21 protein-coding genes are annotated in these 26762 nt (G+C 36.2%); 13 read left to right on the top strand and 8 right to left on the bottom strand.

Annotated features, from left to right (window positions below; all coding sequences use genetic code 11):
* Positions 1-132 precede the first annotated feature (132 nt).
* From gltX to LUA90_RS05705, 8 genes are all read left to right on the top strand, one after another.
* On the top strand, positions 133-1641 hold the full coding sequence (gene gltX, locus LUA90_RS05740) for a glutamate--tRNA ligase (RefSeq protein WP_231458625.1): 1509 nt from the start codon (positions 133-135) through the stop codon (positions 1639-1641).
* A 132-nt stretch (positions 1642-1773) separates the two neighbouring features.
* Positions 1774-2613, top strand: coding sequence for a neutral zinc metallopeptidase (locus LUA90_RS05735; RefSeq protein WP_231458624.1), 840 nt, complete (start codon positions 1774-1776; stop codon positions 2611-2613).
* A gap of 134 nt (positions 2614-2747) precedes the next feature.
* Positions 2748-3890 (top strand): hybrid sensor histidine kinase/response regulator, encoded by a 1143-nt coding sequence (locus tag LUA90_RS05730; RefSeq protein ID WP_231458623.1) that lies wholly within the window; start codon positions 2748-2750, stop codon positions 3888-3890.
* Between the two features lie 3 nt (positions 3891-3893).
* Positions 3894-7481: a response regulator gene (locus LUA90_RS05725; protein WP_231458622.1), complete on the top strand. Its 3588-nt coding sequence runs from the start codon at positions 3894-3896 to the stop codon at positions 7479-7481.
* A 14-nt stretch (positions 7482-7495) separates the two neighbouring features.
* The gene (locus LUA90_RS05720; RefSeq protein ID WP_231458621.1) at positions 7496-7870 is read left to right on the top strand and encodes a two-component system response regulator; all 375 of its coding nucleotides are present in this window, start codon (positions 7496-7498) and stop codon (positions 7868-7870) included.
* A complete protein-coding gene (locus LUA90_RS05715; protein WP_231490592.1) occupies positions 7867-8685 on the top strand; it encodes a protein-glutamate O-methyltransferase CheR in 819 nt (272 codons plus the stop codon). The genes LUA90_RS05720 and LUA90_RS05715 overlap by 4 nt, the downstream gene beginning before the upstream one ends.
* Positions 8670-9260, top strand: a complete 591-nt coding sequence (locus LUA90_RS05710) for a chemotaxis protein CheB (protein WP_231490591.1) — start codon at positions 8670-8672, stop codon at positions 9258-9260. Before LUA90_RS05715 ends, LUA90_RS05710 begins: the two co-directional genes overlap by 16 nt.
* Before the next feature lie 17 nt (positions 9261-9277).
* Positions 9278-9643, top strand: coding sequence for a response regulator (locus LUA90_RS05705; RefSeq protein WP_231458618.1), 366 nt, complete (start codon positions 9278-9280; stop codon positions 9641-9643).
* 2 nt (positions 9644-9645) lie between these two features.
* Here LUA90_RS05705 and LUA90_RS05700 read toward each other — a convergent pair whose 3' ends face one another.
* From LUA90_RS05700 to efp (LUA90_RS05675), 6 genes are all read right to left on the bottom strand, one after another.
* The gene (locus LUA90_RS05700) at positions 9646-10596 is read right to left on the bottom strand and encodes a DUF3137 domain-containing protein (RefSeq protein ID WP_231458617.1); all 951 of its coding nucleotides are present in this window, start codon (positions 10594-10596) and stop codon (positions 9646-9648) included.
* Positions 10597-10598: 2 nt separating this feature from the next.
* Complete coding sequence (locus tag LUA90_RS05695; RefSeq protein WP_231458616.1) at positions 10599-11156, bottom strand: LemA family protein; 558 nt, start codon at positions 11154-11156, stop codon at positions 10599-10601.
* Between the two features lie 56 nt (positions 11157-11212).
* Complete coding sequence (locus LUA90_RS05690) at positions 11213-13021, bottom strand: hypothetical protein (protein ID WP_231458615.1); 1809 nt, start codon at positions 13019-13021, stop codon at positions 11213-11215.
* Between the two features lie 67 nt (positions 13022-13088).
* Positions 13089-14876 (bottom strand): hypothetical protein, encoded by a 1788-nt coding sequence (locus LUA90_RS05685; RefSeq protein WP_231458614.1) that lies wholly within the window; start codon positions 14874-14876, stop codon positions 13089-13091.
* 133 nt (positions 14877-15009) lie between these two features.
* Positions 15010-15570 (bottom strand): elongation factor P, encoded by a 561-nt coding sequence (gene efp / locus LUA90_RS05680; RefSeq protein ID WP_231458613.1) that lies wholly within the window; start codon positions 15568-15570, stop codon positions 15010-15012.
* A 121-nt stretch (positions 15571-15691) separates the two neighbouring features.
* Positions 15692-16252, bottom strand: a complete 561-nt coding sequence (efp, locus tag LUA90_RS05675; protein WP_231458612.1) for an elongation factor P — start codon at positions 16250-16252, stop codon at positions 15692-15694.
* A gap of 465 nt (positions 16253-16717) precedes the next feature.
* On the opposite strand from efp (LUA90_RS05675), the gene LUA90_RS05670 reads away from it, so the two are divergent.
* The 3 genes from LUA90_RS05670 to LUA90_RS05660 are packed head-to-tail and all read left to right on the top strand — an operon-like array spanning position 16718 to position 17920.
* Positions 16718-17350, top strand: coding sequence for a peroxiredoxin (locus LUA90_RS05670; RefSeq protein WP_231458611.1), 633 nt, complete (start codon positions 16718-16720; stop codon positions 17348-17350).
* Between the two features lie 13 nt (positions 17351-17363).
* Positions 17364-17672 (top strand): co-chaperone YbbN, encoded by a 309-nt coding sequence (locus LUA90_RS05665; protein WP_231490590.1) that lies wholly within the window; start codon positions 17364-17366, stop codon positions 17670-17672.
* Positions 17672-17920: a hypothetical protein gene (locus LUA90_RS05660; RefSeq protein ID WP_231458609.1), complete on the top strand. Its 249-nt coding sequence runs from the start codon at positions 17672-17674 to the stop codon at positions 17918-17920. The genes LUA90_RS05665 and LUA90_RS05660 overlap by 1 nt, the downstream gene beginning before the upstream one ends.
* A gap of 91 nt (positions 17921-18011) precedes the next feature.
* Here the strand turns inward: LUA90_RS05660 and ybeY are convergent, their stop codons facing one another.
* Together ybeY and LUA90_RS05650 are read right to left on the bottom strand one after the other, a co-directional pair.
* On the bottom strand, positions 18012-18449 hold the full coding sequence (ybeY, locus tag LUA90_RS05655; RefSeq protein WP_231458608.1) for an rRNA maturation RNase YbeY: 438 nt from the start codon (positions 18447-18449) through the stop codon (positions 18012-18014).
* Positions 18450-19107: 658 nt separating this feature from the next.
* Positions 19108-22422 carry a DUF4175 family protein gene (locus tag LUA90_RS05650; protein ID WP_231490589.1) on the bottom strand — a complete coding sequence of 1105 codons (3315 nt, stop codon included), beginning with the start codon at positions 22420-22422 and terminating at the stop codon, positions 19108-19110.
* 342 nt (positions 22423-22764) lie between these two features.
* On the opposite strand from LUA90_RS05650, the gene LUA90_RS05645 reads away from it, so the two are divergent.
* On the top strand, positions 22765-24270 hold the full coding sequence (locus LUA90_RS05645; RefSeq protein WP_231490588.1) for a family 16 glycosylhydrolase: 1506 nt from the start codon (positions 22765-22767) through the stop codon (positions 24268-24270).
* A gap of 83 nt (positions 24271-24353) precedes the next feature.
* On the top strand, positions 24354-26723 hold the full coding sequence (locus LUA90_RS05640; RefSeq protein WP_231458605.1) for a phosphocholine-specific phospholipase C: 2370 nt from the start codon (positions 24354-24356) through the stop codon (positions 26721-26723).
* Positions 26724-26762 lie beyond the last annotated feature (39 nt).

The following is a 26762-nucleotide window of genomic DNA, read 5'->3' as shown; positions in this document are numbered from 1 at the left end:
AACACAAAAGCATTATGCTTTTTCTAAAACCATAAAGCAATAAACATATCTTTGCGCTGTCTTGCGTTGGCGCAAAAGCGATGGCCCGTAAATGTGCTGTACGCTGCTCGCTATACGCTCAAACAAGCCATCATGGAAAAAAAAGTTAGAGTAAGATTTGCGCCAAGCCCAACCGGAGGTTTGCATTTAGGCGGTGTTCGCACAGCCTTATTTAATTATTTGTTTGCCAAAAAACACAACGGAACTTTTGTTTTACGTGTTGAAGATACTGACCAAACCCGTTTTGTTGAGGGTGCTGAAGAATACATTGCAAACTGTTTAGATTGGTGTGGTATTACGCCAGATGAAAGCCCAAGTAAACCTGGTAATTATGGCCCGTACCGCCAAAGCGAACGCAAACCGAGCTACAGAAAATTTGCTGAGCAATTAATTAGCGATGGTTATGCCTATTACGCTTTTGATACCCCAGAGGATTTGGATGCAAAACGTAAAGAAATTCCAAACTTCCAATACGGACAAGCAACGCGTATGCAAATGCGCAACTCTTTAACCCTTACCATAAGCGAAGTTGAAAGTTTACTTGCCGCCAAAACACCGCATGTAATTAGAATTAAAGTTCCAGAAAACGAGAACGTACATTTTAATGATTTAATTCGCGGCGATGTTAGTTTTGACACATCGATTGTTGATGATAAAGTTTTATTAAAAGCTGATGGAATGCCAACTTATCATTTAGCCGTGGTGGTTGATGATAAGGCAATGGAAATTAGCCATGCTTTTCGTGGTGAAGAATGGTTACCATCTGCACCCGTTCATATTTTGCTTTGGAAATATTTAGGTTGGGAAAGTGATATGCCGCAATGGGCGCATTTACCGCTTATTTTAAAACCAGACGGCCATGGAAAATTAAGTAAACGTGATGGCGACAGGCTCGGTTTCCCGGTTTATGCCATGAATTGGACAGATCCAAAAACCGGAGATGTAACTAAAGGATTTAAAGAACTAGGCTTTTTGCCTGAGGCTTTTATAAATATGCTTGCGCTTTTGGGCTGGAATGATGGAACCGAACAGGAACTTTTCTCGCTTACAGAACTGGAACAAAAATTTGATGTAGAGCGTATAAGTAAAGCTGGTGCAAAATTCGATTTCGAAAAAGCTAAATGGTATAACCACGAGTGGATTAAAAACGAAAGTGCTGAAAGTTTAGCGCCAATCGTTAAAGCTGAACTGGAAAAAGCGGGATTTAAAGCTATTGATGATGCTTTTTTAAATACTGTAATTAATCTGATAAAAGATAGAGTTACCTTATTGCCAGATTTTGCAGCACAAAGTGGATATTTCTTTACAGCACCTACAGTTTATGATATTGCATCGGTTAAACCAAAATGGACACCAGAAAAGGCTGCATTTTTTAACAATTTTGCCGAAAATTTAAAACTTACCGATGCAGGTTCTGCTGAAACCTATTTTAAAACTTTAGCCGAAGAAAATGGTTTTAAACCTGGTGAATTGATGTTACCATTCAGGATAATGTTGGTTGGTGGTAAATTTGGCCCTGGAGTTTTTGATATTGCAGTGTTGCTTGGCTCAGAAAATACAAAAGCAAGAATTTTGAAGGCTGTTAATGAGTTTAACAGTTAACTAAAAAGTAAAACGCCTGAATTAAATTTTAGGCTTTTTATTTTAAAGATTCCCGGAAGGAATAATTCAGTGCAAAATATTTACTTTAGTAATCATTTAAAATTTAGTTTACTCATTAAAAAATATTAAGATATGCAATGGTTTGGTAAAGGCAGTAATAATGTCGAAGATGGTAGAGGCGGCGGTGGCGGCAGAACGGTATTAGGTGGTGGTGTTGGTATCATCATCGTAGTTTTAGGTTTAATATTCGGTAAAGATTTAACCGGATTAGTTGGTCAATTGCCACAAACGGAAAATACCCAGGCTAAACAAGGTGTTCCGGCAAACGATACACAAGCTCAATTTATTTCCGGAGTTTTAGAATCAACCGAACAGGTTTGGGATAAAGAATTCCAGAACATGGGCAAAACCTACGAACAACCAAAACTTATGCTATTTGATGGACAAGTTCAAACCGCTTGTGGTGGTGCTAGCGCCGCTGTTGGTCCGTTTTATTGCCCAGGCGATCATAAAGTTTACATCGATTTATCATTTTATGATGAATTGAAAAATCGTTTTGGCGCTGCCGGCGATTTTGCCCAGGCATACGTAATTGCACATGAGGTTGGTCATCACGTTCAAAACCTTTTAGGCATTTCTGATAAATTACAACAAGCCCGTGGCCGATTAAGTGAAACTGAATACAATAAACTATCTGTTAAATTAGAATTACAAGCTGATTTTTTCGCTGGTTTGTGGGCGCATCAGGCACAAAACCTTAAAGATTTTAAATTGGAAGCCGGAGATATTGAGGAGGCTTTAACCGCAGCAAACGCTATTGGAGATGATAAACTTCAAAAACAAGCGACTGGCGAGGTTACTCCAGACTCTTTTACACATGGCACTTCTCAGCAACGTATGCTTTGGTTTAAGAAAGGATTTGAAACTGGCGATATCAGTCAGGGCGATACTTTCAATAGCCGAGAACTATAATAATTGTAATCATCCCTAAACACATCCTACAATAAAATTTTAAAACTTTTTTTAGGCAGGATTGTTTGTTTACAGTTAAAGGCATTTTATGCACCAAACCGAACAAAATATTCAGGCATAATGAATTTTAAAAAATGATCCTTATTGTTGATGATAGGCCTGAAAACCTAATTTCTTTACAAAAAGTGCTTCAAGCCCACAATTTCGAGGTCGAAACGGCCTCATCCGGAGAGGAAGCACTTAAAAAAGTTTTAAAGAATAATTACGTTCTAATTATTCTGGATGTACAAATGCCAGATATGGATGGCTTTGAAGTGGCTGAAGCAATTTCTGGTTTCAGCAAGGCAAAAGATACCGCAATCATATTTCTTTCGGCAGTTAATACAGAGCTTAAATTTATTACAAAAGGTTATTTAAGCGGTGGTTTAGATTATATCACCAAACCTGTAGACATTAATGTTCTATTACTTAAAATCAAAACGTTTTATCGCATTTACGAGCAAAACAGAAAACTATCCGAAATTCAGGAAAAATTACTCGAAGAAATTGAGTTTCGTAAACAAGCTGAACATAAAAAAGATGAATTCATCAGCATTGCCAGTCATGAATTAAAAACACCACTAACCAGCGTTAAAGGCTATATACAACTCCTTCAAAGAAGTTTGGGCAGAGATGATAAAACGATGGCCCAAAACCACCTGGAAAAGGCAAGCATTCAACTGGAAAAACTAAACGAATTAATTGTTGATTTACTTGATATTTCCAAAATTGAAAGTGGTAAATTGAAATTTAACATGCGTTCGTTTTGTGCAGATACTATGTTAAATAATGCAGTTGAAATGCTGCAACAATCCAATCCCGATTTTAAAATCAATAAGCTTGGGCAAACGCATGATTTAATTTTTGCTGATGAAATGCGGATTGAGCAAGTGGTTATCAATTTCATTACCAATGCCATAAAATATTCTCCGGGCACCAACCAAATCAATGTTACCATCAACATCATAGATGAAAAACTATATCTGGCCGTTAAAGATTTTGGAATTGGCATTCCGGCTGAACAGCAAGGCAAAATTTTCGATAAATTTTATCGCGTAGAAGAAAACAGCAACCGCTTTAATGGTTTAGGTATCGGCTTGTACATCTGCTCAGAAATAATTAAGCGTCATGGTGGTACTATTGGCGTTAAAAGTGCCGAAGGCGAAGGTTCTGAATTTTATTTCATTATACCAATTACGCAGCCAGAATATTCCAATAATAATCCCGAACATCAATAATAAATGAAAACAACCCTTAAAAATAATTTGCGGTTAGGCCTTGGGCTTTCGTTAATTATTCTTTTCATAAGTTCCCTGGCATCATACATCAGCATCAGCAATCTTATAAAAAGTACCGAACTTGTTAAGCACAGCGATGAAGTAATTCTGGATGCTGAAAGAATTATATCTTCACTAAAAGATGCAGAAACCGGACAACGTGGATTTTTATTAACAGGAAATAAAGTATTTCTTCAGCCTTATTATGGCGCCAGCGATACCGCAGCCGCTATTTTATCACGCATTGAAATTGCCACAAAAGACAATGCTATACAGCAAAAAAATGTAGGCACATTAAGAGATATTTTACGTAAACGACTGGGTATCATTAAATCAACCGTAGAAATAAAAACGGTTGGTGGTGTAGTAGACCCAACCGTTTTGTTTCAGGGTAAAGTTTACATGGATAAGGCAAGGGCTACCGTTTCTAATATTGTAAATGAAGAAAAACGTTTGCTCGATACCAGAACTGCAGATTTAAATAAGCTTACATCATACACACCAATATTAATTATTATAGCAGCTATTCTGGCGATATTAATTACTTTATTTTTTTACAGAAAAGTATCTGTAGATTTTGATGAACGCGTAAAACTTCAGCAGGAGATAGAAGATAAAAAGCTCGAAATGGAGAAACGCATTGGCGCCATTAAGGAAATTGCCCATCAGATTTCAGACGGAAATTATGGGGTAAAAATGGAAGAGCGCACCAAAGATGATATCGGAGAATTAGCCGAATCATTGAATAGCATGTCGTTCTCATTAAAAAAATCTTTTGATACACTGGCTGAAAATGAATGGTTACAAACGGGTGTAGCTAATCTGAATATTAAGATGGTGGGCGAAAAGGATGTTTTTCAGCTTGCTGATGATATTATAGAATTTTTGGCCGTTTATACCAATAGCCAGATTGGTGCAATTTATTTATTTAAGGATGATGGCTTTTTGCATTTGAAAGGGCAATATGCTTTACGCAAAGACCAATTAGCTTCTACATTAGAAATTGGACAAGGGCTTGTTGGCCAGGCTGTAAAATCTGGCCGACCAATTATTTTAAATGAAATCCCTGATAACAATTTAACCATTTCTTACTCTTCAGGAAAAATTACACCTGCAGAATTATTGATTTTGCCGATTATTAGAAACGGAATTACTATTGGAGGATTAGAATTAGGCTCAACCTCTACCATCGGCGATATACAGAAACATTTCCTGAATTTAGTTTTATCGGAAGTTGGTTCTGCCCTGCTTGCTGCACAAAATAGAATGAAATTGCAACATCTTTTAGAGGAAACGCAGGCTCAATCGGAAGAATTACAAGTGCAACATGAAGAACTTGAAGGCATGAATGCAGAACTTGAAGCGCAGGCACAAAAGCTTCAGGCATCAGAAGAAGAACTTCGAGTACAACAAGAAGAGTTACTTCAAAGCAACCAGGAATTAGAAGAGCGAAGCAGCTTGCTTGAAGAGAAAAATGAACTGATTGAAGAGCGTAATGCAGAAATTCAGCAAAAGGCAGAAGCTTTAGAGTTAAGTACAAGATATAAATCTGAATTTTTGGCCAACATGTCGCATGAGTTGCGCACTCCATTAAACTCTATATTACTTTTATCAAGATTGATGGCTGAAAATGAGGCCATGGAGAGAGAACATCAGGAATATGCCGAGGTGATTCAAAGCTCAGGCCAAGGTTTATTAAGCTTGATAGACGAAATTCTCGATTTATCGAAAATTGAAGCAGGCAAAATGGAGCTGGATAGTAGCAATGTAAGTATAGATGGCGTCATTACAAACCTGACTTCACTTTTTAACCCATTAGCTAAAGAAAAAAGTTTAACCTTAATTATTGATAAAACAGACACTACGCCAGAGTTTTATCACACCGATAAAATGAGGTTGGAGCAAATCCTTAAAAATTTATTATCTAATGCTATTAAATTCACGGCACAAGGTTCTGTTCGCCTGAATATTGATAAAAATGAAGGTTTAAATGCATTAGTATTCAAAGTTACAGATACTGGCGTAGGTATTGCACCCGAGAAGCAAGCCATGGTGTTTGAGGCTTTTCAACAAGCTGATGGTTCTACCAGACGTAAATTTGGCGGTACAGGTTTGGGCTTATCTATTAGCAGAGAATTAGCAAAATTACTAGGCGGACACATAGAATTAAAAAGCGCCGAAGGCGAAGGAAGTGTATTTACTTTAACGCTGCCAATTGATAAGAACAAAGGGCTTGAAGCAGTTAAAGAGGTTGAAAAACCTGTAATGGCTGCTCCAGTTGAGGTACAAGTAGCCAAACCAAATAATCTGAGGGTTACAAATATCCCACAAGATGTGGAAGATGATAGAAATAACATCCAGCCTGAAGATAAAGTAATTTTAATTGTGGAGGATGATACGCCTTTTGCTAAAACACTTTTAGATTTTACCAGAAAAAGAAATTACAAAGGCTTGGTTGCGGTACGCGGCGATGTTGGTATAGAAATGGCAAAAACATATAAACCACTTGCTATTTTGCTGGATATCCAACTTCCCATAAAAGATGGTTGGCAGGTTATGGAAGAGCTTAAATCTGACCCGGAAACGCGTCCGATTCCGGTTCACATCATGTCATCTTTACAAGTAAAAAAAGAAAGTTTGCTTAAAGGCGCCGTAGATTTTATAAACAAACCTTTCGCTTTTGAGCACATGCAAGAGATTTTCCAAAAGCTGGAGCATGCTTTAAGTCGCCACCCTAAAAAGGTTTTAATTGTAGAAGAGAACGAGCAGCACGCCAAAGCCCTGAGTTATTTTTTAAGCAATTTCAACATCCAAACGGAAATTGTAAATCACGTAAGCGAAGGCGTATTCGCATTACATAAACCCGATGTAAATTGCGTAATTCTCGATATGGGAATTCCAGACAAAACCGCTTACGATACTTTAGAAGTTGTGAAAAAAACGCCGGGATTAGAAAACTTGCCAATTATCATTTTCACCGGTAAAAATTTATCTAAAGGAGAAGAAAACAGAATAAAGCAATATGCCGATTCGATAGTGGTAAAAACTGCGCACTCTTACCAGAGGATATTAGATGAAGCCGGCTTATTCTTACACCTGGTAGAAGAAAAAAATAAAGGCGTAGAGAAAAAACCATCAAAATTTACAGAGCTACAAGATGTTTTAAAAGACAAAACCGTTTTAATAGCAGATGATGACGTTCGTAACATTTTTTCGTTAACGAAAACTTTAGAGCAGCACCACATGAAGGTAATTGCAGCAATTGATGGAAAGGAAGCCCTTAAATTATTAGAGGAAAATCCATCGGTTGATGTTGTTTTAATGGATATGATGATGCCTGAACTAGATGGTTATGAAACCACCACTGCCATCAGGCAAAATCTAAAACATCGTAATTTACCTATCCTTGCAGTTACAGCAAAAGCCATGATGGGCGACAGAGAAAAATGCATTGCTGCTGGTGCATCAGATTACATCAGCAAGCCAGTTGATATGGATCAGCTGGTGAGCTTACTACGCGTTTGGTTATACGAAAATCATCATAAATCTTAATACCCCTTAACAATATGCCTCAAAAATTAATTTTAATAATTGATGATGACAATCGAAACATTTTTGCCCTAAAAGCTGTTCTGAAATCCAAAGGTTTTGGATGTTTATCTGCCCCGAGCGCAAAAGAAGGTTTTACTATAATTGAGAATAGCGATAATGTTGCTGTTGTGCTTATGGATATGATGATGCCGGATATGGACGGCTACCAGGCTATCGCTGCGATGAAGAGATCAGAAAAGATGCGTGATATTCCGGTTTTAGCCGTTACAGCACAGGCTATGGTTGGAGATAAAGAGCGTTGCTTAAGCGCAGGTGCATCTGGCTATGTTTCAAAACCGATAGATGTTGATGAATTAATGTTTCAAATAGAAGAGGTTACAAATAAGTGATTGGTGATTCGATAGATAATGAACAAGTAGAATTGCTGTTAAACGATGTTTTGGAAGTCTATGGTTATGATTTTCTAGAATACTCTCATGCATCAATAAAGAGAAGAATTTCAAGACTTTTCGGACTTGATAATTTCGTAAGTTTCGCTGAATTTAGATACACTGTTAAAAGCGATAAGAAATATTTTAAACGTTTTTTAGAAGAAATTACGGTAAACGTTACCGAAATGTTCCGTGATCCATCATTTTATAAAGCGTTAAGAAAAGATGTTTTACCAGCTCTGGGGACTTATCCTTTTATACGCATTTGGGTAGCGGGCTGCTCTACTGGCGAAGAAGCTTATTCATTAGCGATATTACTTAAAGAATTAAACCTGTTAAACAAAAGCCTTATTTATGCTACTGATATCAATCCATCAGTTTTAGAGAAAGCAAAAAAAGGGATGTTTCCAATTAATTACCTTAAAGGTTATTCGGAAAATTATATTCAATCTGGCGGAGTAAAAGATTTTTCATCATACTACACCGCAAATTATACTTTGGCTAAGTTTGATGAAAACTTAAGTTCAAAAATGATTTTTTCTACTCACAATTTAGTCTCCGACCGTTCTTTTAACGAATTTCAGCTTATATTGTGCAGAAATGTGTTAATCTATTTTGACAAGGATTTACAGCATAAGGTATTTCAGCTGTTTGATAATAGCCTTGAAAATTTGGGTTATTTAGCACTCGGCAGTAAAGAGAGTTTGGATTTTTGGCCAAATGCTAAGGGATATAAAAGAATAAAAACCGAAAAAATATGGCGCAAACTGTAATAAACAATACATGTAGTGCTTTGGTTATTGGAGGTTCTGCAGGCAGCCTAGATGTTTTACTCGAAGTTTTTCCTGCGCTTAAGGCAGAAATTGATTTTCCCATCGTTTTAGTTACGCATAGAAAATCAGGCAGCGATTCTTTATTAACCGACTTATTAAAAGGGAGAACATCTTTAAACGTTCATGAAGTAGAAGAGAAACAGGAAATGTTGCCGGCCAATGTATACATCGCACCTGCTGATTATCATTTATTAATTGAGCAAAACCATACGTTTTCTTTAGATTATTCTGAAAAAATTAATTATTCCAGACCATCCATTGATGTTACTTTCCAATCTGCAGCTGAGGTTTTTAAGAGCGAATTGGTATGCATATTGCTCTCTGGCTCTAACGCAGATGGCGTAGAAGGATTAAAAATAGTAAATAAACATGGCGGAATGGTGGTGATACAAAATCCAAGCACAGCACTAATGCCGTACATGCCTCAGCAAGCTGTTAATATTGTAAAACCACATCTTGTTTTACATAGCTACGAAATGGCAGATTTTATTAACGCATTAAATAAAAAAAATTAAGTTATCCCTCAAAAATTATGGCTGAAGTTAAAAAAGTGTTTGTATTTGATGATAATAAAGATATTCTCGATTTATGTACTTTCATTCTTGAAGATGCTGGATATGATATAAGAACATCAGAAAGTGCCGATGATATTGAAAAACAAGTTTCGGATTACATGCCTGATTTGATTTTTATGGATAACTGGTTGCCAGAATTAGGCGGAATTGAAGCAACAAAAGCCATAAAAAAACATCCAGACCTGAAACATATACCAGTAATATATTTTTCTGCTAATAACGATATTTCTTCGCTAGCCAAACAAGCAGGTGCAGACAGTTATCTATCAAAGCCATTTGATATCTCTACCTTGGAAGACATAGTTAAAAAACACTTGAGTTAATCTTAATCCTTCCCCCAAATCCTTGTATTTAAGTCGAGTTCTTTTACAATTTCGTACATAAATTTAATTGCAGCTACATCCTGATTTAGCAATTCCGGATTTAACAAAGTTTTAAAAACCGGTGCTTCAAAATAATTTCTATCTAAAGGAAAAGCGATGTTCATTCGGTTGTTTATAAAGGATAAGGAAATTGTATTTTTCGAATTGCGATTCAACTCTAAAATTCTTTCCATCATGGCGGGCGTTAAAATATACCGGGCTTCAACCTGGTCAGTTCCGTGTGTGGTAAAGGTTTGATTAAAAACGCTGTTCTCTAATTCTACTAATGTATTATTTCCAAAAGAGAATACATTTTTTGAGAACCATGCGCCCATTTGTCCGAATAAATCTTTTGGCCTTACAACTGTTGCCGCTTTAAAATTTTTATTAAAATCAGCAACAAAAATTATCCCTCTAAATATGTCATGCCATTCGGTTCGTGTACCGTTTTTAGTTTGTACTTCAGTTTTATATTCGGCATGTACTTCTGCAAAATAAAAACTGGTTTTATCAGCTTTGCCATTAATTAAATCTTCGCTACGGTAACGGTCTGGTTCTTGTGTAAATAGCTGCGTTTGTTCAAATTCTTCGGATGAAATACCAAGAGCTGGCTGAATTTGCAAACTTTCGTTTACCGATTTGAGCACGCTGCCAATTACATCAACTTTAAAACTTTGCATATAGGTGGTAAGCGCATCAGCTATTTTATACAGCAAAGAACCACCATAAACTGCCGGGATTAAACCTGCAAGAATAGCAAAAACACCTATACCAAAATAAAAGCCAGCTATGGTTAAAATAATGGCCAGCACAATAAAAATATAGCCTTTCTTTTGAGTAGAGACAATTTTCTGGCGATCAATCTCTAACGCAGCAAGCGTATTCTGCAATGCTGCATGATTTGCAACATCCACAATTAATTATTAAAAAGTTCTTTTGCGCTAATGTTTTTACGTTCTTCTTCGGCGGTTGCCAGCACCGGTGTTGGGTGGAAATTTAACATCCCGGCGAACATATTTCCTGGAAACATCATAATTGCGTTATTATAATCGGTTACGGCAGAATTATAAGTTCTCCTGGCGGCAGCAATCTGCTCCTCGCTTTCTGTCCAGGTGGTTTGTAAATTGATGAAATTTTGATTGGCTTTTAAGTCGGGATAATTTTCTATGTTAACCATTAAACCCTTTACGCTCGAACTTAGCTGCGCATCTATCTGAGCTTTCTCCGCATCGCTAACTGAGGGCGAAGTAGCTTTTGTACGTAACTCTGTAATTTTGGTTAAAGTAGATTGCTCGTATTTTGTGTATTGCTTTACCGTTTCAACGAGATTTGGTATCAAATCAAAACGTTTTTTCAACATTACATCTATTGCAGAGAATGCGTTAATCACTTGATTTTTTCTACCAATAAGGGAATTATAGAAGAATATGCCGAATAAGAAAATTACGGCAATAATGATGAGGGCAATAATCATAATGGTTATTTTTTGGTTTATGATATAAATATAAAAAGGATTTATTTATTAAGCGATCATTTTTTTTGTTGCCTATCTCTCAGTTTCCTTCTTTCTAATCGCCTTTTTTTGCGTAAATCATGACTTGCCTTCATCGCTTTAAACTTATCGATATGCGCCTTCATTTCCATTTGTTTCTCCTCCGTTAAACCCACGCTATGTTTTATACCCACAAAAAGGCTTTTCCAAATCAGGTTAAAAAAGGAAGTATTTTGCGGACGCTGATAATCTACTGTTGCGGAAATAAATTTTCCATCCGGCCCTGGATTTTCGGAGTTTAAAATTAACGCATTTGCTAAAATCGACAACAAACCTCGGGTTACTAAATGGTCTTTTTCCGGGTCGTTTTTCATCAGAGCAACTGATAAATCAAAATATGAAAAATCTACGTTCCCTTTTGAGCCGAAATCATCTGCCTTAAAATTAAACCGAAGCCTGTTTACGTTGCCACGATTAATCCTCACCAAACCCAAAGGCTTTGTAATTTGATTTAATACTCTTGCATTAAAATTTTGCAAAAGACCGCTATAAGAGAAATCGCCGGTACGGGAAACCAAATCAAATTTAAAATCTAAATCTAGCTTTCCCTGGCCAAGCAAATAAGTGCTTAAGCTTGCCTGCATAATCGGTTTTTGGGCTTTTACCTTATCAATATTGGTTACGTTGCTAATAAAACCCGCAGTATGCTCAAAAGAAATCCGACCCCTTTGCTGGCTTTCTTGATTGTACACCGCATAACTAACATCAACATCTTTAAGCGTAATTTTATCAACCAATATTGGAGCAGGAACCTTTTGCAATAATTGATGCGGGTATTTGCCAATCTTATTTGTTTGCGCTGGATTTTGCAAACTGTTATCATTAAAAACCGAAACGTAACCGTTAGAAACAACCATGTCTTTAGCCCTTAATTCTTGCTTGCTGATGTACAGCGGAAGGTTTATGCCCATCAAGCTAATATCATTCATTAAAATATTGAATCTATCCTTTGCATAACCGGCAACTTTGCCAAATTTCATCTCATCGTACCTTGGCTCTAAAGCAAATTTATTTACACTAAGGCGGCCCGTTGATGCCTTAAAATCAAGCTGATTAAGTTTGATATTGTACATGCTATCTGGCGTAGCATAATTGTAGTTTTTTAAATTGAGCAATACATCTTTAAGCAGATAAAATCTTGTAGAATCTTCAAATGAAGTTGAATCAACGAGCAGATCAACTAGTGTGATGTTAAAATCATCAATAGAAAAAACATCGAATTTATTAACATTCTTATTTACGTAATTGAAACTAGCATCTCTAAAAAGGATTTTTTTTATGCTGAATTCTTTTAAGCTTTTGGAGATAAATGTGTAGGGCGATTGAATTAGCCTTGCAGGACGGTTTTCATTAAAATCCAATTGGCGGTTAACCATATAAACCTCCGGATTATCGAATAAAATTTCATCAATCTGTAGTTTTTTTTCGCGATAAAGTATTAGCGGATGGAAGTGTTTTACAGCAAGCTTTTTTAAAGAAACAGTGTAAAGGTTGTTTGGCGCTCTTTTTAGCTTGACCAATTGGCTATACCTGGCCGTATCGGCTGCGATTTTTACATCTTGCAAGGTTGCACTACCCGTAAAAATATTTGTGCTTACTTTACTAAAAGAGATGGTATAAAGGCTATCGGTTGATTTATAAAGTAAAGTTTTAATCTGCTGCGTAAGCATTGGCCGCGACTTTACATTCAAAAACCATGCAATACCAGCTAATAGAGTAACGATAATGAGCAAACTTGCTCCAACCCACTTCAAAATTACGTAACGGCGTTTTATAATTGCAGGCATTTAAAAAAATCGGGTGATGGTTTTCTACAGCAATATACACTTTAAAAATATCGCTTTAAAGCATTTACTAATTTTGTTCCCTTTTCGCCTTTCTTTCTGCCTTACGATCTGCCCTTTTTTGCGCTCTTATTTTCTTTGCAATTACCTTCTGCTGCTTAACCGGATCTTTCTCCGGAACAATGCCAATGCCAACAATATCTTTTATACCAACAAAAACTGTTTTCCACATCAGGTTAAAAAATGAAGCAGAATTAATCCTAGTATTAGTCATTGAAGCCGTTCTAGCCTGTTCTCCTTTTTTCGGATTTTCGTCTTTTACTAACAAGGTATTCGCTAGAAAAGACAATAATCCTTTTTCTTTTGTGCCTTTTCCATCAATATTATCTGATAGTAGTTTCACTTTAAGGTTATTATAAAGCATTGTCATTGTACCAGAAGCCGAGCGCAAATTACCTTTTGCCTGAAAATTTATCTGCTGTACATTTCCACTTTCAATTTCTACAAGTCCTAAATTTTTTGATAAGGAATTAAGATTTTGTAAGTTGAATTTACCCAGGCTTCCGCTATAACTAAATGACCCATTGTTGTCTGTAAGGTTAAAATCTATTTTGATGTTTAGCTTTCCGCTTCCCATTAAAAGCGTGCTAAAATCTGCCAGGGCATGATTGTTTTTAACCAATAGTAAACTATCGTTTGTAACATTTAAAATTTTCCCATTTAAAGATTTAAACTCTACAGTGCCGGTTTTTTTACTGGCAGGATTAAATTCTCCATATTTTAAGGCAACATTTTTTAACCTCACGGTATCAATGTTAATTGGGAAGTTTAGCCTTTTCAATGCCAAATGCGGGTAGTTTTTTCCTTTATCAAATCCGGGAGGTGGCGGCGATTCGCGGCTCATAAAAACCTCCACGTTGCCCGGGCCAATGTTTAAAGATTTTGCATAAAGTTTTTGGTCGGTATTTAAGCCTATAAAATCTACACCGCTAAATTCAACTTTTTCGAAAAGCAAATTGTATCTATCTTTTTGAACCTTGTATTTTCTCGCAAAAGCTAATTCTGGGTATAGAGGAATAAGTTTAAATGCTTTTATTGTAACTTTTTTTGTAGCCGAAGAGCCCGAAATGGTATCCACTTTCATGGAGTACATTTTATCTTTTGTTGTTGATTTATAACCAGCCAGCTTAAATGAAATATCCTTTGTGTAATAAAATCTCGAAGTATCATTTCCGGATAAAGAATCCAAAAGAAAATCTTTCACGTTGATGTCTAAATGTTTAATGGAATTCTTCGTTTTTTTAGCACCGCTTTTATTAATGTAGTCGAAATTTGCATCCACAATTTTAATAGACCGCACCTGAATAGATTTTAACGTTTTTGAAATTTGCTCATAAAGTGACTTTTCGACTTTGGTTGTATCCGTTTTCTTTGGCACTTTATTAAAAATCATATTTATGGATGGCTTATCCAATAAGATTTCATTTACATTAACCCGTTTTTTAAAATAAGCAGTCAATAAACCTACTCTGGTAATTTGCAACTTCTTTAACTGCAATTCAAAAATATGTGCAGGTGCTAATTTTAAAGTTTTTAAACTATCGTAAACTACAGTATCTGGCGTGAGCGTAACATCGCGAAGCGCCAAGCTACCTGTTATTACGTTTAAATTTATGCTCTTGAAATCAATTTTATACAAATGACTTGAACCATTATAAACACCTTCTTTTATTTTATCTGTAAGTAAGGGTTTCCAGCGGGCGCTGATGAACATTGCTGCGAAAGCTAAAATCAAAATTAATCCGCCAAAAATACTGGCAATCCAAATCCAAATTTTATTTCTATTCCGGGCTGTCATTTCATATTGGTTTATCGGTATCTAACAGATTAAGCCTCAAAAGGTTTTTTTGTTAACATTTGGCGGCTGGGCACAAAAACAAAAAAGCCCTTGAATAAAAATTCAAAGGCTTACAATTGCAATGTGTTTGGTATTATTTTACACGCTCAACATATTCGCCTGTACGTGTATCAACTTTAATTTTATCACCCTGATTAACAAACATAGGTACTTTAACTTCTACACCATTCTCTAACGTTGCCGCCTTTAATGCATTTGTAGAGGTATCTCCTTTTACTGCCGGCTCTGAATAAGTAATTTCAAATTCAGCAAAATTAGGCAGCTGCCCCATAATTGCTTCATCGCTTTCCATAGAAACAATTACGTTCATTCCTTCTTTTAAAAATTTAATAGACGAACCGAATAATGATTTTTCTACATTATATTGTTCGTAGGTATTATTATCCATAACTACCAGGTAATCGCCATCTTCATATAGATATTGATAATCATTAGTTTCTACACGGCAAATTTCAACAGCCTCGTCGGTATTCATACGAGCTTCTACAATTCTACCTGATTTAATGTTACGAAACTTACCAGTATAAAAAGCGCCGCCTTTACCTGGTGTACGGTGATTCCACTCATCAACAGTAACTAATTCGTTGTTTACACGAAGAATGTTACCTGTTTTAATTTCTGATGCTTTTGCCATATTAGGTTTATCCGATTCGGATTTTTATTTTTAAAATTTTGTGTCGCCAAAGGTAAAATTATTTTAACAAAAACCTACAATGGTTTAGGGGTTTAAGGTTTAAGCCCAAAGGTATTATCGTTTATTTCACACGTTCCATGTAGTCTCCGGTTTTCGTATCTACTTTAACTTTATCGCCTTGATTAATAAATAAAGGCACTCTAATTTCAGCACCTGTTTCTACAGTTGCATATTTTTGGGCACTTGTTGAAGTGTCTCCTTTAACAGCTGGCTCGGTGTAAGTAATTTCGAGTTCTACACTATTTGGTAATTGAGCAACAATTGGTTCGTCACTTTCAAAAGCAACAGTAACATTCATACCTTCTTTTAAAAATTTAATTGCAGAACCAAAAAGCAACTTTGGGATATTGTATTGCTCAAAAGTATTGTTATCCATCACCACCAGATAATCACCATCTTCATATAAGTATTGATAGTCATTAGTTTCTACACGGCAAATGGTAACTTCTTCATCTGTACGGAAGCGGTATTCGACAATTTTTCCGGTTTTAACATTGCGCATTCTAGCTTGATAAAACGCCCTTAAATTTCCTGGTGTGCGGTGAATATATTCTTCCACGCTTACCAACTCTCCATTAAAGCGTAATACATTTCCGCTCTTTACTTCTGATGCTTTTGCCATTACTAATAATATGTTCTGTTAACCGAACATCAAAGTTAAAAAAAGGATTATTGATTTGAAATTAAACACATATTAATTGAATTGGTTGAAGGATTATTTGTTTCTTGCTAATAAAAAAAACCAACCCAAGAACTACAGGTTGCTGTTAAATAAACCAGACAGAAGTGAAAATACTTTTTGTTGTACAAATAAATAGATTGCCATGTCGTTCTTCCTCGTAATGACGGCGATGGAATGTAGAAAAGACGCCAAAAAGATTGCAACGAATGGCGGGGTTGCAAATGCCAAAAAATTCAACCCCTTAGTTTTCAAATATCTCAATAGGCAAACCTTATAGTTTGCTAAATAATTATAGTTTTTAACTATATCGTTATCAATAAATACAATTGATAATTAATACATCCGGGTTGATTGAGACTTCTTTTCGCCGTACCTTTGTGGCACAAAATTAAAGACAAAAAAATTATGGCAATAGTAGGTAAAAAATTCCCGAGTGTTAGTATTGATGCAATGTCAGACATGGGTGATGACTTGAAAATCAATGTTTTTGAAGAGGCTGTAAATAAAAATAGTAAGGTATTATTATTCTGGTATCCAAAAGATTTTACTTTCGTTTGCCCTACAGAATTACACGCTTTCCAAGCGGCACTGCCTGAATTTGAAAAAAGAAATACAATTGTAATTGGTGCATCATGCGATACAAACGAAGTTCATTTTGCCTGGTTAAACACACCAAAAGATAACGGTGGCATTGAAGGTGTTACTTACCCTATTTTAGCAGATACACACAGACAATTATCTGGTATTTTAGATATCCTTGACCAGGAAATTAACTACGATGAAGAAGGAAACGAATCTTTCTCTGGTTCAAATGTTTCTTTCAGAGCGACATATTTAATTGATGAAACCGGTAAAGTATTCCACGAAAGTGTTAACGATATGCCATTAGGTAGAAACGTTAAAGAATATTTGCGTTTAATTGATGCTTATGCTCACGTTCAAAAACATGGCGAAGTTTGCCCTGCAAATTGGGAAGAAGGAAAAGAAGCAATGAATGCAAACAGAACTGGCGTTGCTGAATATTTAGCTGCCAACTAACTAAATAAACATTATGTTTTTAGAATTAACAGAAGATAATCTTCAACAATATTTAGCCGATAACTCAAAGGTTATGGTTCAGTATGCTGCATCATGGTGTGGTAACTGCAGAATCATGAAACCAAAGTTTAAAAAACTGGCTGCTGAAAATGAAGATGTTGCTTTCTTGATTGTTGATGCCGAAAAACTTCCAAATTCACGCAAATTTGCAAACGTTGATAATTTACCAACTTTTGCAGCTTTTGAAGGTGGTAATTTGGTAGACCAGGTGCAAACCAACAAAGTAGAAGGTTTAATTGAATTATTTAAGAAAATAAAATAATGAAGATTCCGGTTATCAGACAATTATTTCAAAACACCACTCCTGCTCAATTAGAAACTACTTTAGAGGTTTTAGAGGCTTTTTGTGAATTTAGAGGTGTTAGCGAACACGAAGTTGATGTTGCTGGCGAAATGATTACCAATATATGCGGTGCACTAGAAGTACACCAAATGGTAAGCGAAGGTGTTGCAGAAAAAGATGCACTAAACGCTTTCGGCCAAAAAGTAATGGGTTCTATTGATAGATAATTTCTCTTAGTCAGAACTTTAGAATAAAACCCTTTGCAGAAATGTAAAGGGTTTTTTGTTTTGCTTTTTTCGCTTAATTAAAGCTAAATATTTAAGCCAGTCCAACCTCATTTCTGTAACCCAAATATTCATCTTCTTTTTGAGTCATGAGGGTTTTTGCAACCTTGCCTTTGTCTTTGTAACCAAGCAGGTGTAAAGTTCCATGAATCATAATTCGGCAAACCTCATCAAACTCATTTGTTTTAAATGTTTTGGCGTTCTCCTTAACCCGTTCTATACTGATGAAAATATCGCTAACAATTTGTTTTTCTTCCTCAGAATTATCAAAAGTAATGATGTCTGTATAAGTATCGTGATTTAAGTACTGTTGATTAATACCAAGCAAATATTCATCACTGCAGAAAATAAAATTAAGCTCGCTAAGTTTATAACCTTCTTTTTCGATGGTTGATTTTATCCACTTTTTAACTTTTAATTTTTGTGGAAGATTGTAATTTATCGATTCGGTGAAGAAAGTAATTGCCGGCATTTTAATGTATTAAAGCCGCAAATTTAAGAAATATTAATCGTCTTTGTAGTTCTAATCGCAGCAAGGAAGCTGCAAAAGAAGAACACAATTTCAAATCCCTTTTAGAATACTGTGAACGTTTTATTAAAGCGGTAGTCTTTGCGAAGCTGGACCTGTGCAAGCTGAAGCAATCTTTACTGCCTAAATAATAGATTGCTTCCCCGAATTGCCGGGGCAGGCTGTGCCTAGCAATAACGCACATGGCGCCTAAATCTTTTTTAGAATACTGTGAACGTTTTATTAAAGCGGTCGTCATTGCTAAGCTGGACCTGTGCGAGCTGAAGCAATCTTTACTGCCTAAATAATAGATTGCTGGCCAGAATTGCCGGGGCAGGCTGTGCCTCGCAATAACGCACATGGCGCTTAAATCTTTTTTAGAATACTGTGAACGTTTTATTAAAGCGGTCGTCATTGCGAAGCTGGACCTGTGCGAGCTAAAGCAATCTTTACTGACTAAATAATAGATTGCTGCCCAGAATTGCCGGGGCAGGCTGTGCCTCGCAATAACGCACATGGCACATTAATCCTGTGTTCAAATTATTATTAAGCTCAGGTTACCAGGCTGGCCATTCATTATTCTTAGGAAGACATTGTGTAAAGCAAATCTATAGCGATAACCTTAGTTTACCATATTTAATGATTTCAAATATTCGGCTATCTTGGTTTTATAATAATAGTTTAAAGATGGCGGCAACTTTTGAAGCACATCATTTCCATTTTGCAGTTGCTTCTTGTAGTCATCAACCATTTTTTTGTATGAAGGAGGAAACTCTTTTGCGGCTTTACTTTCACGTTTATCATCTTCTTCCTGGTCTCTTTCGGCCTTTTCGGCATCAAGCAATTTAGTTAAAAGCTCTTTTTGCCTGTTCATGGTTTCTTGCTGAAGTTTTTTGTTAACCAAATCACTTTCGGTTTCTTTCATTTCTTTAATGGCTTCATTCAAATTTCCAAGTTTACCCTTACCGTCTTTGTTCTCTTCGCGATTAAGTTTTTCAAGCGCCTGCCTTATCATCTGCTGTTGCTGAGCCATTTTACCAAACTCCTGACTCATTTCTCCTTTGCCAACCGTTCCCTGATTTCCGCCAGGCTTTTGCATTTGTTCTCTCGCCTTTTGCATGCTTTTATTTAGCTGATCTTGCATCTGCGAAAGCTGTTTCATGCTTTGTTTCTGTTTACCTTTTCCTCCTTTAGCATTTTTTTGCATGTTTTGCAATTGATTCAAAGCCTCACTCAACATCAACGAAAGGTTATTTATCGAAGTCATGGTAAACTGCTGATACCGATTTGCTTCAGGCGTTCTTCTGTCGCCAAGGTTTTCCAAACTTTTATCAAGGTTAAAATTAATTTTATTCATCTCCTCATTAACAGTCGATTCTATTTGAGGAACCCGCTTACTTAAACTGTATAAACTATCGGCAATGGTTTTTAGGTTATCCTTAATATTGCGCTGTTTCTGCACATTGCTTACATAAGATGGATCTGAGGCATTCATTCGCTTTAAGGCAAGCATTACTTTTTCCTGGTCAAAAGATGTATTTAGCAAGTTTTCAAGCAGTTTTCGCAACTCTTTAGCATTCAGGTTATTTTCCATTTCCTCACCTTGCTGCTGCATTTCGCTCATCTTTTGCGCCAGCTTCTCCATTTGCTCTGCTGCCTTTTGCTGTTTTTGACTGGCAGATTTACTATCCTTTTTTTCCAAAGCATCTTTACCATCTTTCTGGTCTTTTTGAATATCCTGAATATCTTTTTCAGGGTTTTCGAAAGGATTAGGGCGCTCAAGCGATTGATTTTTCTCTTCGAGTTTCTTTAAATCCTCTTTAATATCCTTCATCTCTTTATTCAAAGCATCTTGCTTTTGTTTTAGAGATTCATCGTCTTGCTTTTTAGCGGCAGTTTGTGCAGACAGCTCTTTTTGTTGTTTTGCTAAATCACTTAACCTATCAATGTCGTTTTGCAAATTTTGCTCAAATTCCAGCTGCTTGTACAATTCCAAAATCCTATCCAGCTCATTTTTAAGTGTTTTATTATCAAGTTGCATTTTCGATAATTCGTTTTGCGTTTGATCTTTATTCCGCTCATTCATCAAATTCTGAAGCTTTTGCAAAAGTTCTTTTGTTTTTTCATCCAAAACATTATTAAACAAATCATTAATTTGCTTTTGCTTCTCTTGCAGGTCTTGGTTTTCAGCCTGATTTTCTTGTTGCTGCTGCGTGTTCTTTTGATTTAAATCTTTAATTTCCTTAACAGCTTCCTCTAATTGTTTTTGCTTATCCAACAATTGCTCTATCTGTTTTTTATCCTCAAAAGAGATTTGTTTCTTATCAATTAAAGTTTGTGCCACCTTTTTACTTTCCTTTTCAATTGCTCCCGCTAAACGAATAGCCGATTGCATTTTTTGCTTAAGCGCCTGGTTATTTGCGCTAATTTGCTCGGCGGTTTCTCGTTTGCTTGGCTGTTTAAAAACCTTAATTTCCGAGCGGGTAACTTTTGCGCCGTTAACGCCATCGTTATCGGCTACTTCAAAATAATATTCAATTTCTTGCCCTGGCTTGGCGGCAACATTTTTTAAATCCCAAAAATGGAAAAAGCTATTTTCGGTAACATTATTTTTTATTGAAATATTTTTAGCCGCTGAGCTAATAATTTTCTTATCTTCTTTGATAGAATATTTAAAAGTCAATTGGCTAAAACCATAATCATCAGAGATTTGCCCGCTGAAGTAAAGCGCTTTACTACTTATCGAATCTTGTTTTTCATCAACATTAATACTTGGCAATTGGTCTTTAATCACATTAATCTGATGGCTAAGCGAATCCTTAACCGATACAAAATCATTTTGCGGAGTAATACTATATTTCGAGTTAGCTTTTATCGTAGCCACAAACGAGGCATTATTTTCTGCAACTTTAATAACATGCGGGTTGTTATTTAAAGTAAACAGCACCGAGTTGCTTTGCCCGGTTTTAAAATTCCAGGTCACCCTTGTTCCTTCAGGCAAAAGGATATCGCCTGCGTTGCTTATCGTTTCTGGTTTTTTATTTAAATAGCTCGGAAAAATTAACGTTGCCGAAGTATTTAACAGTTCTGGCCGGGGTTTAACGCTAACCACAAATGTCGAAGAACTAAATCCTCCACCTTTAAAAATCAGCTTTTTATCACTTTGAATATTTTTGATGCTGTAATTAAATCGGCTAATATTTTCCTTTGTTAATTTGTAGGTGTTTTTACCATCCTCCACATAAACTTCCGCAGGCAATTCATCACCTTTTAATTTTAAGTTAATGGTCAAATCATCACCTTGTGTAACCGTTAAATTTTTATTTAACACCGAGAAATCAAAAGGTGCTTTTGCCGCAATATATTCATCGTATTTAAAAAAACTATTTGTGCCTTCCTTTAAAATTGCAGGCGCCAAAATGGCTATCAGTAAAATTATCGATAGCGGAATAAACAGGTATTTTAAATATTTTCTATTATCAGTAATTCTTACAGCTGTATTAAAAGGAACCGGTTTTAAGTCAAATATCTTCTGATTTATACTTGCCAGAATAAGTTGATTATCAGGCATATTTTCAGATAAACGATGGAGCTGAAGCGTATTCAAAAGCTTATCCTTAATATCGCTAAAGTGGTTACCAATAATTACTGAAGCTTCATCAAAAGATAGGTGTTTACCCAATTTTAACATTGCAAGTAAAGGCCTTATAATTAAAAAACCTACCACAAATGCAGCAACCACCAAAAACGAAAAGAAAATAAAAGTTTTAAATACAGCTGCCGGGTTTAAGTAGTAAAGACTTATAAAAATCAGCAGGTATAAGGCAAGTAAAATCGCAGCACTATAAATACTTCCCCGCAAAATTTTATTCAAATAAAATTTACGGATAAACTCATCAATTTTTCTGATTAGCTCATTGTAATTATTGCTCACCATATCTACGTAAATGTAAAAATAATTCCAATCAATTAAGTTTAATAGCCCAATGGTAACGTCATTATTATAAACCCCCTATTAACTGTTTAAATTAATTTGAAAACGAAGGCTTCGGTTTTTCATAGCAGCTCCTGCCCCGCCTGCCTACCGCAGGCAGGCTTTCTGTTCCAATAAAAGCAGAAAAAGCTTTTGATTTTCACTTCAATCGGGTTTATTTAACAAAAACCTGTTATTAAACATTAACGTCAAAAATTAATTGATTAATACTATGGTTACATAAAACTTAACTAACTTTAACTACAAACCCATACTTTTGGGTCAAAAAAATCGTCACAACCAGATATGAAACGAATATTTATTTCAGCCTTTATGGTATTTATTTTTACGGCATCATTTGCACAAAAATTTAACTGGAACAAAAACCAGGTTATTGCACACCGAGGCGCCTGGAAAAAAAATAAATTTCCCGAAAATTCTATTGCTTCCCTAAATGAAGCCGTTCGTTTAGGTTGTTATGGTTCGGAGTTTGATGTATGGATGACTGCCGATGGCGTATTGGTTGTAAATCACGATCCTGAATTTCAAGGGCTTAAAATTGAAGCCGTAAAATACCAGGAATTACTAACCAAAACCTTAAGCAATGGCGAAAAAATTCCAACTTTAGAAAGCTATTTACTTGCGGGCTTAAAGCAAAAAACAACAAAGCTCATTCTAGAAATAAAACCATCATTAATTAGTAAAGAACGCGGGCTCGAAGTAACCAATAAATGCGTTGAAATGGTTAAAAAACTTAAAGCCTTGGCATGGACAGAGTATATCAGCTTTGATTACGACTATTGCAAACGTGTTGTACAATTACTACCAAATGCTAAAGTTGCTTATTTAAAAGGCGATGTAACTGCTGAGCAATTGAAGGCTGATAAATTAACCGGCGTAGATTATCATTACAGCCTTTACCAAAAGGATAACTGGATTGAAAATGCTCAAAAACTTGGTTTAACCATTAACGCCTGGACGGTTAATGCTGCTCCGGAAATGCAATGGTTATTGGCGCATAACGTAGAATACATTACCACGAACGAACCAGAGTTGCTTTTTGAAGAATTAAAGAAATCACCTGTTGCAAATGGTTGGAAATTAAAATGGAGCGATGAATTTAATGACGCCGGACTTCCTTTGGTTAAAAACTGGAGTTATGATGTTGGCGGTAAAGGCTGGGGAAACAGTGAATTAGAATACTACACTGACGCAGACAGTTCGAATGCCATCGTTAGAAAGGGCAATTTGAACATCATTGCGCTAAAAACCCAAAAAGAAGGTAACCAATATACTTCAGCCCGTTTGGTAACTAAAAACAAATTCGATTTTAAGTATGGCAGAGCTGAAGCCCGTATGATTTTACCAAAAGGCAGAGGTTTGTGGCCGGCATTTTGGGGCTTACCTACCGATGGAAAATATGGCGGCTGGCCTAAAAGTGGCGAAATCGACATCATGGAGCATGTTGGTTACGAACCCGATAGTGTACACGGAACGGTTCACACCGAACATTTTAACCACATAAAAAACACGCAGGTTGGTAAGGCTTTAAAAGTGGCCAATCCTTATACAGAATATCATGTTTATGCTGTAGAGTGGTTTAAAGATAGGATTGATTTTTACATCGACGACCAAAAATATTTAACCTTCAAAAACACAGGCAAAGGCGCTAATGATTGGCCATTTGACCAAAACTTTCATCTAATTTTAAACTTAGCCGTTGGTGGCGGTTGGGGTGGAAAAAAAGGTGTTGACGATACCATCTTTCCGGCGACAATGAAAGTTGATTACGTTAGGGTTTATCAAAAGTAATTGAAAATGTAAAATGGATGATGGCACCAGTCCATCCTTCATTTTACATTTTCCATCCTCCATTTTTTAGCATTGTAAAATCCATGGATTCACGCAGAGAATTTCTTAAAAAAGCCGGCTTACTAGCAGGTACGACTGGTTTTGCAAATGCTTTTCCAAGTTCTGTATTGAAGGCAATGTCCATCAACGCCGAGCCTGGAACCACATTTTACGATGCTGAACACATTGTGTTTTTAATGCAGGAGAACCGCTCTTTCGACCACATGTTTGGTAAGTTAAAAGGTGTGCGTGGTTTTAATGATCCTCATCCGCATATTCAGCCAGATGGCAACAAGGTCTGGTTGCAAAAAGATGGGCAAGGTTATACTTACGCACCCTTTCATGTAGACATAAATAAAACCAAAATTACCTGGCAAGGCGGTTTGCCGCACTCCTGGAACGATCAGGTTGCAGCAAGAAACGGCGGACGATATGACAAATGGTTCCCGGTTAAATCGGCAATGACATTATTTTACTACGACAGGAATGATGTGCCTTTTTACTATGCTTTAGCGGATGCTTTTACCGTTTGCGACCAACATTTTTGTTCTTCGCTAACAGGTACAACGCCCAACAGGTTGTTCTTTTTTACCGGAACAGTGCGTGGCGAAAAAAGCCTGAATAAAGTTGCCGTAGTAAATAACGACCAGGCAGAATCGCAAAATAATGTTTTTGTAGATTGGCCTACTTTTCAAGAGAAATTAGAAGATAATGGTATAGATTGGCGCATTTACCAAAATGAGCTCTGGACATCCAAACTTCCTGAAGGAGAAATTGATGACTGGTGTGGAAATTATGGCGATAATCCTATCGAATACATCAGCAGGCATAATGTAAAGCTTTCTGCCTATTTCAGAAAAAATGGAGATAATACAGTAAAACCACCATTAACTGCTGCAGAAGTTCAGGCGAAATACGATAAATTATCTCAAAGAGAAAAAAATCTGATTGACAAGGCTTTTACAACTAATATTTCACAGAAAGATTATATAGATGTTGAGCCTTTCACTTTTACTAACGACCAGGGAAATAAAGAAACCGTAAACATTCCGAAAGGAGATATCTTTCATCAGTTTAGAAAAGATGTAGACAGCGGAAAACTGCCTGCAGTTTCGTGGTTGGTTGCCCCACAAAAATTTTCAGACCATACCAGCTCACCGCTTTATGGAACGTGGTATGTAAGCGAAGCTTTAGATATTTTAACTAAAAACCCGGAGCTATGGAAGAAAACCATTTTTGTACTTACTTACGATGAAAATGATGGTTATTTCGATCATCAACCTCCTTTTGTGGTTCCAAATCCAGATGATTCATCGAGCGGAAAAGTATCTGAAGGCATAAATTTTGCAACCGATTATGAAAATAGAAAAGGCAGTCCGATAGGTTTAGGTTACAGAGTGCCAATGGTTATCGCATCACCATGGAGTAAAGGCGGCTTTGTAAACTCGCAGGTTTTTGACCATACATCTTCTTTAATGTTTATGGAAAAATGGCTTTCAAAAAAAACCGGCAAGGCAATAAAAAGCGATAATATTAGCGATTGGAGAAGGCATTTTTGTGGCGATTTAACTTCAGTTTTCAGACCATATAACGGCGAAAAAATAAATTCACCGCAGCCTTTAAAGCGAGAAACCGTGGTTGCAAATATTATTAATGCCAGAAACAAACCTGCTCAAGCGGGTCCGACAGCGCTAAATAAAGTTGAAGTTGAGAAAATGAACCGTTTTGAAAACTTTTCTTCTGAAACTTCAAAATATGCTCCAAAGCAAGAAAATGGAACTAAGCCTGCCTGCGCATTACCTTATCATTTAACGGTTGATGCTGCGCTTTCGAACAATGAAATAGAGCTTACCTTTAAAGCGGCAAAAGGCCTTTTTGGTAGTGAAACAGAAAATGTTGGCGCACCTTTTAATATGAATACCATTTTAAAATATAAAGGCGTAATTGGCAAATACTGGGCTTATGCAGTCAAAAGTGGCGATGTTTTGAAAGATACAATCAGCCTGGATGATTTCGATAATGGCATCTATGATTTGGCAATAAGCGGACCCAATGGTTTCTACAGAAATTTTAAAGGAAATGCCAAAAATCCAAACATAAATGTGCTTGCCAAACCTGAAATAACCGGAACTATAGCTAAAAAAACAAGTGGAAATTTAGTTCTATCGTTTGAAAACAAAGGCACAACACCTGCAGATATTCAAATTATTGATAACAAATATAAAAGCCAGCCAAAAACCTTAAGCTTAAAGCTAAAATCAACAGCAAGCATTACCTTAAATCTAGCTAAAAGTGGTAACTGGTACGATTTCAGTATTGTTCAGGTTGGAAATAAAATCTTTAAACAACAGTATGCCGGCAAGATAGAAAACGGGATGATTACACAAACAGATCCTTATATGGGCAACGCGTAAAAGCCCTTTTGGGCTGCAATAAATATTAAGATAAATTCT

Source organism: Pedobacter sp. Leaf170 (assembly GCF_920984665.1).
GTDB lineage: Bacteria > Bacteroidota > Bacteroidia > Sphingobacteriales > Sphingobacteriaceae > Pedobacter.
This window is presented reverse-complemented; position numbering and strand designations above follow the sequence as displayed.

Excerpts from the sequence above, each read along its gene's own strand:
- gltX (WP_231458625.1), top strand. The coding sequence starts at position 133 with ATGGAAAAAAAAGTTAGAGTAAGATTTGCGCCAAGCCCAACCGGAGGT.
- LUA90_RS05735 (WP_231458624.1), top strand. The coding sequence starts at position 1,774 with ATGCAATGGTTTGGTAAAGGCAGTAATAATGTCGAAGATGGTAGAGGC.
- LUA90_RS05730 (WP_231458623.1), top strand. The coding sequence starts at position 2,748 with ATGATCCTTATTGTTGATGATAGGCCTGAAAACCTAATTTCTTTACAA.
- LUA90_RS05725 (WP_231458622.1), top strand. The coding sequence starts at position 3,894 with ATGAAAACAACCCTTAAAAATAATTTGCGGTTAGGCCTTGGGCTTTCG.
- LUA90_RS05720 (WP_231458621.1), top strand. The coding sequence starts at position 7,496 with ATGCCTCAAAAATTAATTTTAATAATTGATGATGACAATCGAAACATT.
- LUA90_RS05710 (WP_231490591.1), top strand. The coding sequence starts at position 8,670 with ATGGCGCAAACTGTAATAAACAATACATGTAGTGCTTTGGTTATTGGA.
- LUA90_RS05705 (WP_231458618.1), top strand. The coding sequence starts at position 9,278 with ATGGCTGAAGTTAAAAAAGTGTTTGTATTTGATGATAATAAAGATATT.
- LUA90_RS05695 (WP_231458616.1), bottom strand. The coding sequence starts at position 11,156 with ATGATTATTGCCCTCATCATTATTGCCGTAATTTTCTTATTCGGCATA.
- LUA90_RS05690 (WP_231458615.1), bottom strand. The coding sequence starts at position 13,021 with ATGCCTGCAATTATAAAACGCCGTTACGTAATTTTGAAGTGGGTTGGA.
- LUA90_RS05685 (WP_231458614.1), bottom strand. The coding sequence starts at position 14,876 with ATGACAGCCCGGAATAGAAATAAAATTTGGATTTGGATTGCCAGTATT.
- efp (WP_231458613.1), bottom strand. The coding sequence starts at position 15,570 with ATGGCAAAAGCATCAGAAATTAAAACAGGTAACATTCTTCGTGTAAAC.
- efp (WP_231458612.1), bottom strand. The coding sequence starts at position 16,252 with ATGGCAAAAGCATCAGAAGTAAAGAGCGGAAATGTATTACGCTTTAAT.
- LUA90_RS05670 (WP_231458611.1), top strand. The coding sequence starts at position 16,718 with ATGGCAATAGTAGGTAAAAAATTCCCGAGTGTTAGTATTGATGCAATG.
- LUA90_RS05665 (WP_231490590.1), top strand. The coding sequence starts at position 17,364 with ATGTTTTTAGAATTAACAGAAGATAATCTTCAACAATATTTAGCCGAT.
- LUA90_RS05660 (WP_231458609.1), top strand. The coding sequence starts at position 17,672 with ATGAAGATTCCGGTTATCAGACAATTATTTCAAAACACCACTCCTGCT.
- ybeY (WP_231458608.1), bottom strand. The coding sequence starts at position 18,449 with ATGCCGGCAATTACTTTCTTCACCGAATCGATAAATTACAATCTTCCA.
- LUA90_RS05650 (WP_231490589.1), bottom strand. The coding sequence starts at position 22,422 with ATGGTGAGCAATAATTACAATGAGCTAATCAGAAAAATTGATGAGTTT.
- LUA90_RS05645 (WP_231490588.1), top strand. The coding sequence starts at position 22,765 with ATGAAACGAATATTTATTTCAGCCTTTATGGTATTTATTTTTACGGCA.
- LUA90_RS05640 (WP_231458605.1), top strand. The coding sequence starts at position 24,354 with ATGGATTCACGCAGAGAATTTCTTAAAAAAGCCGGCTTACTAGCAGGT.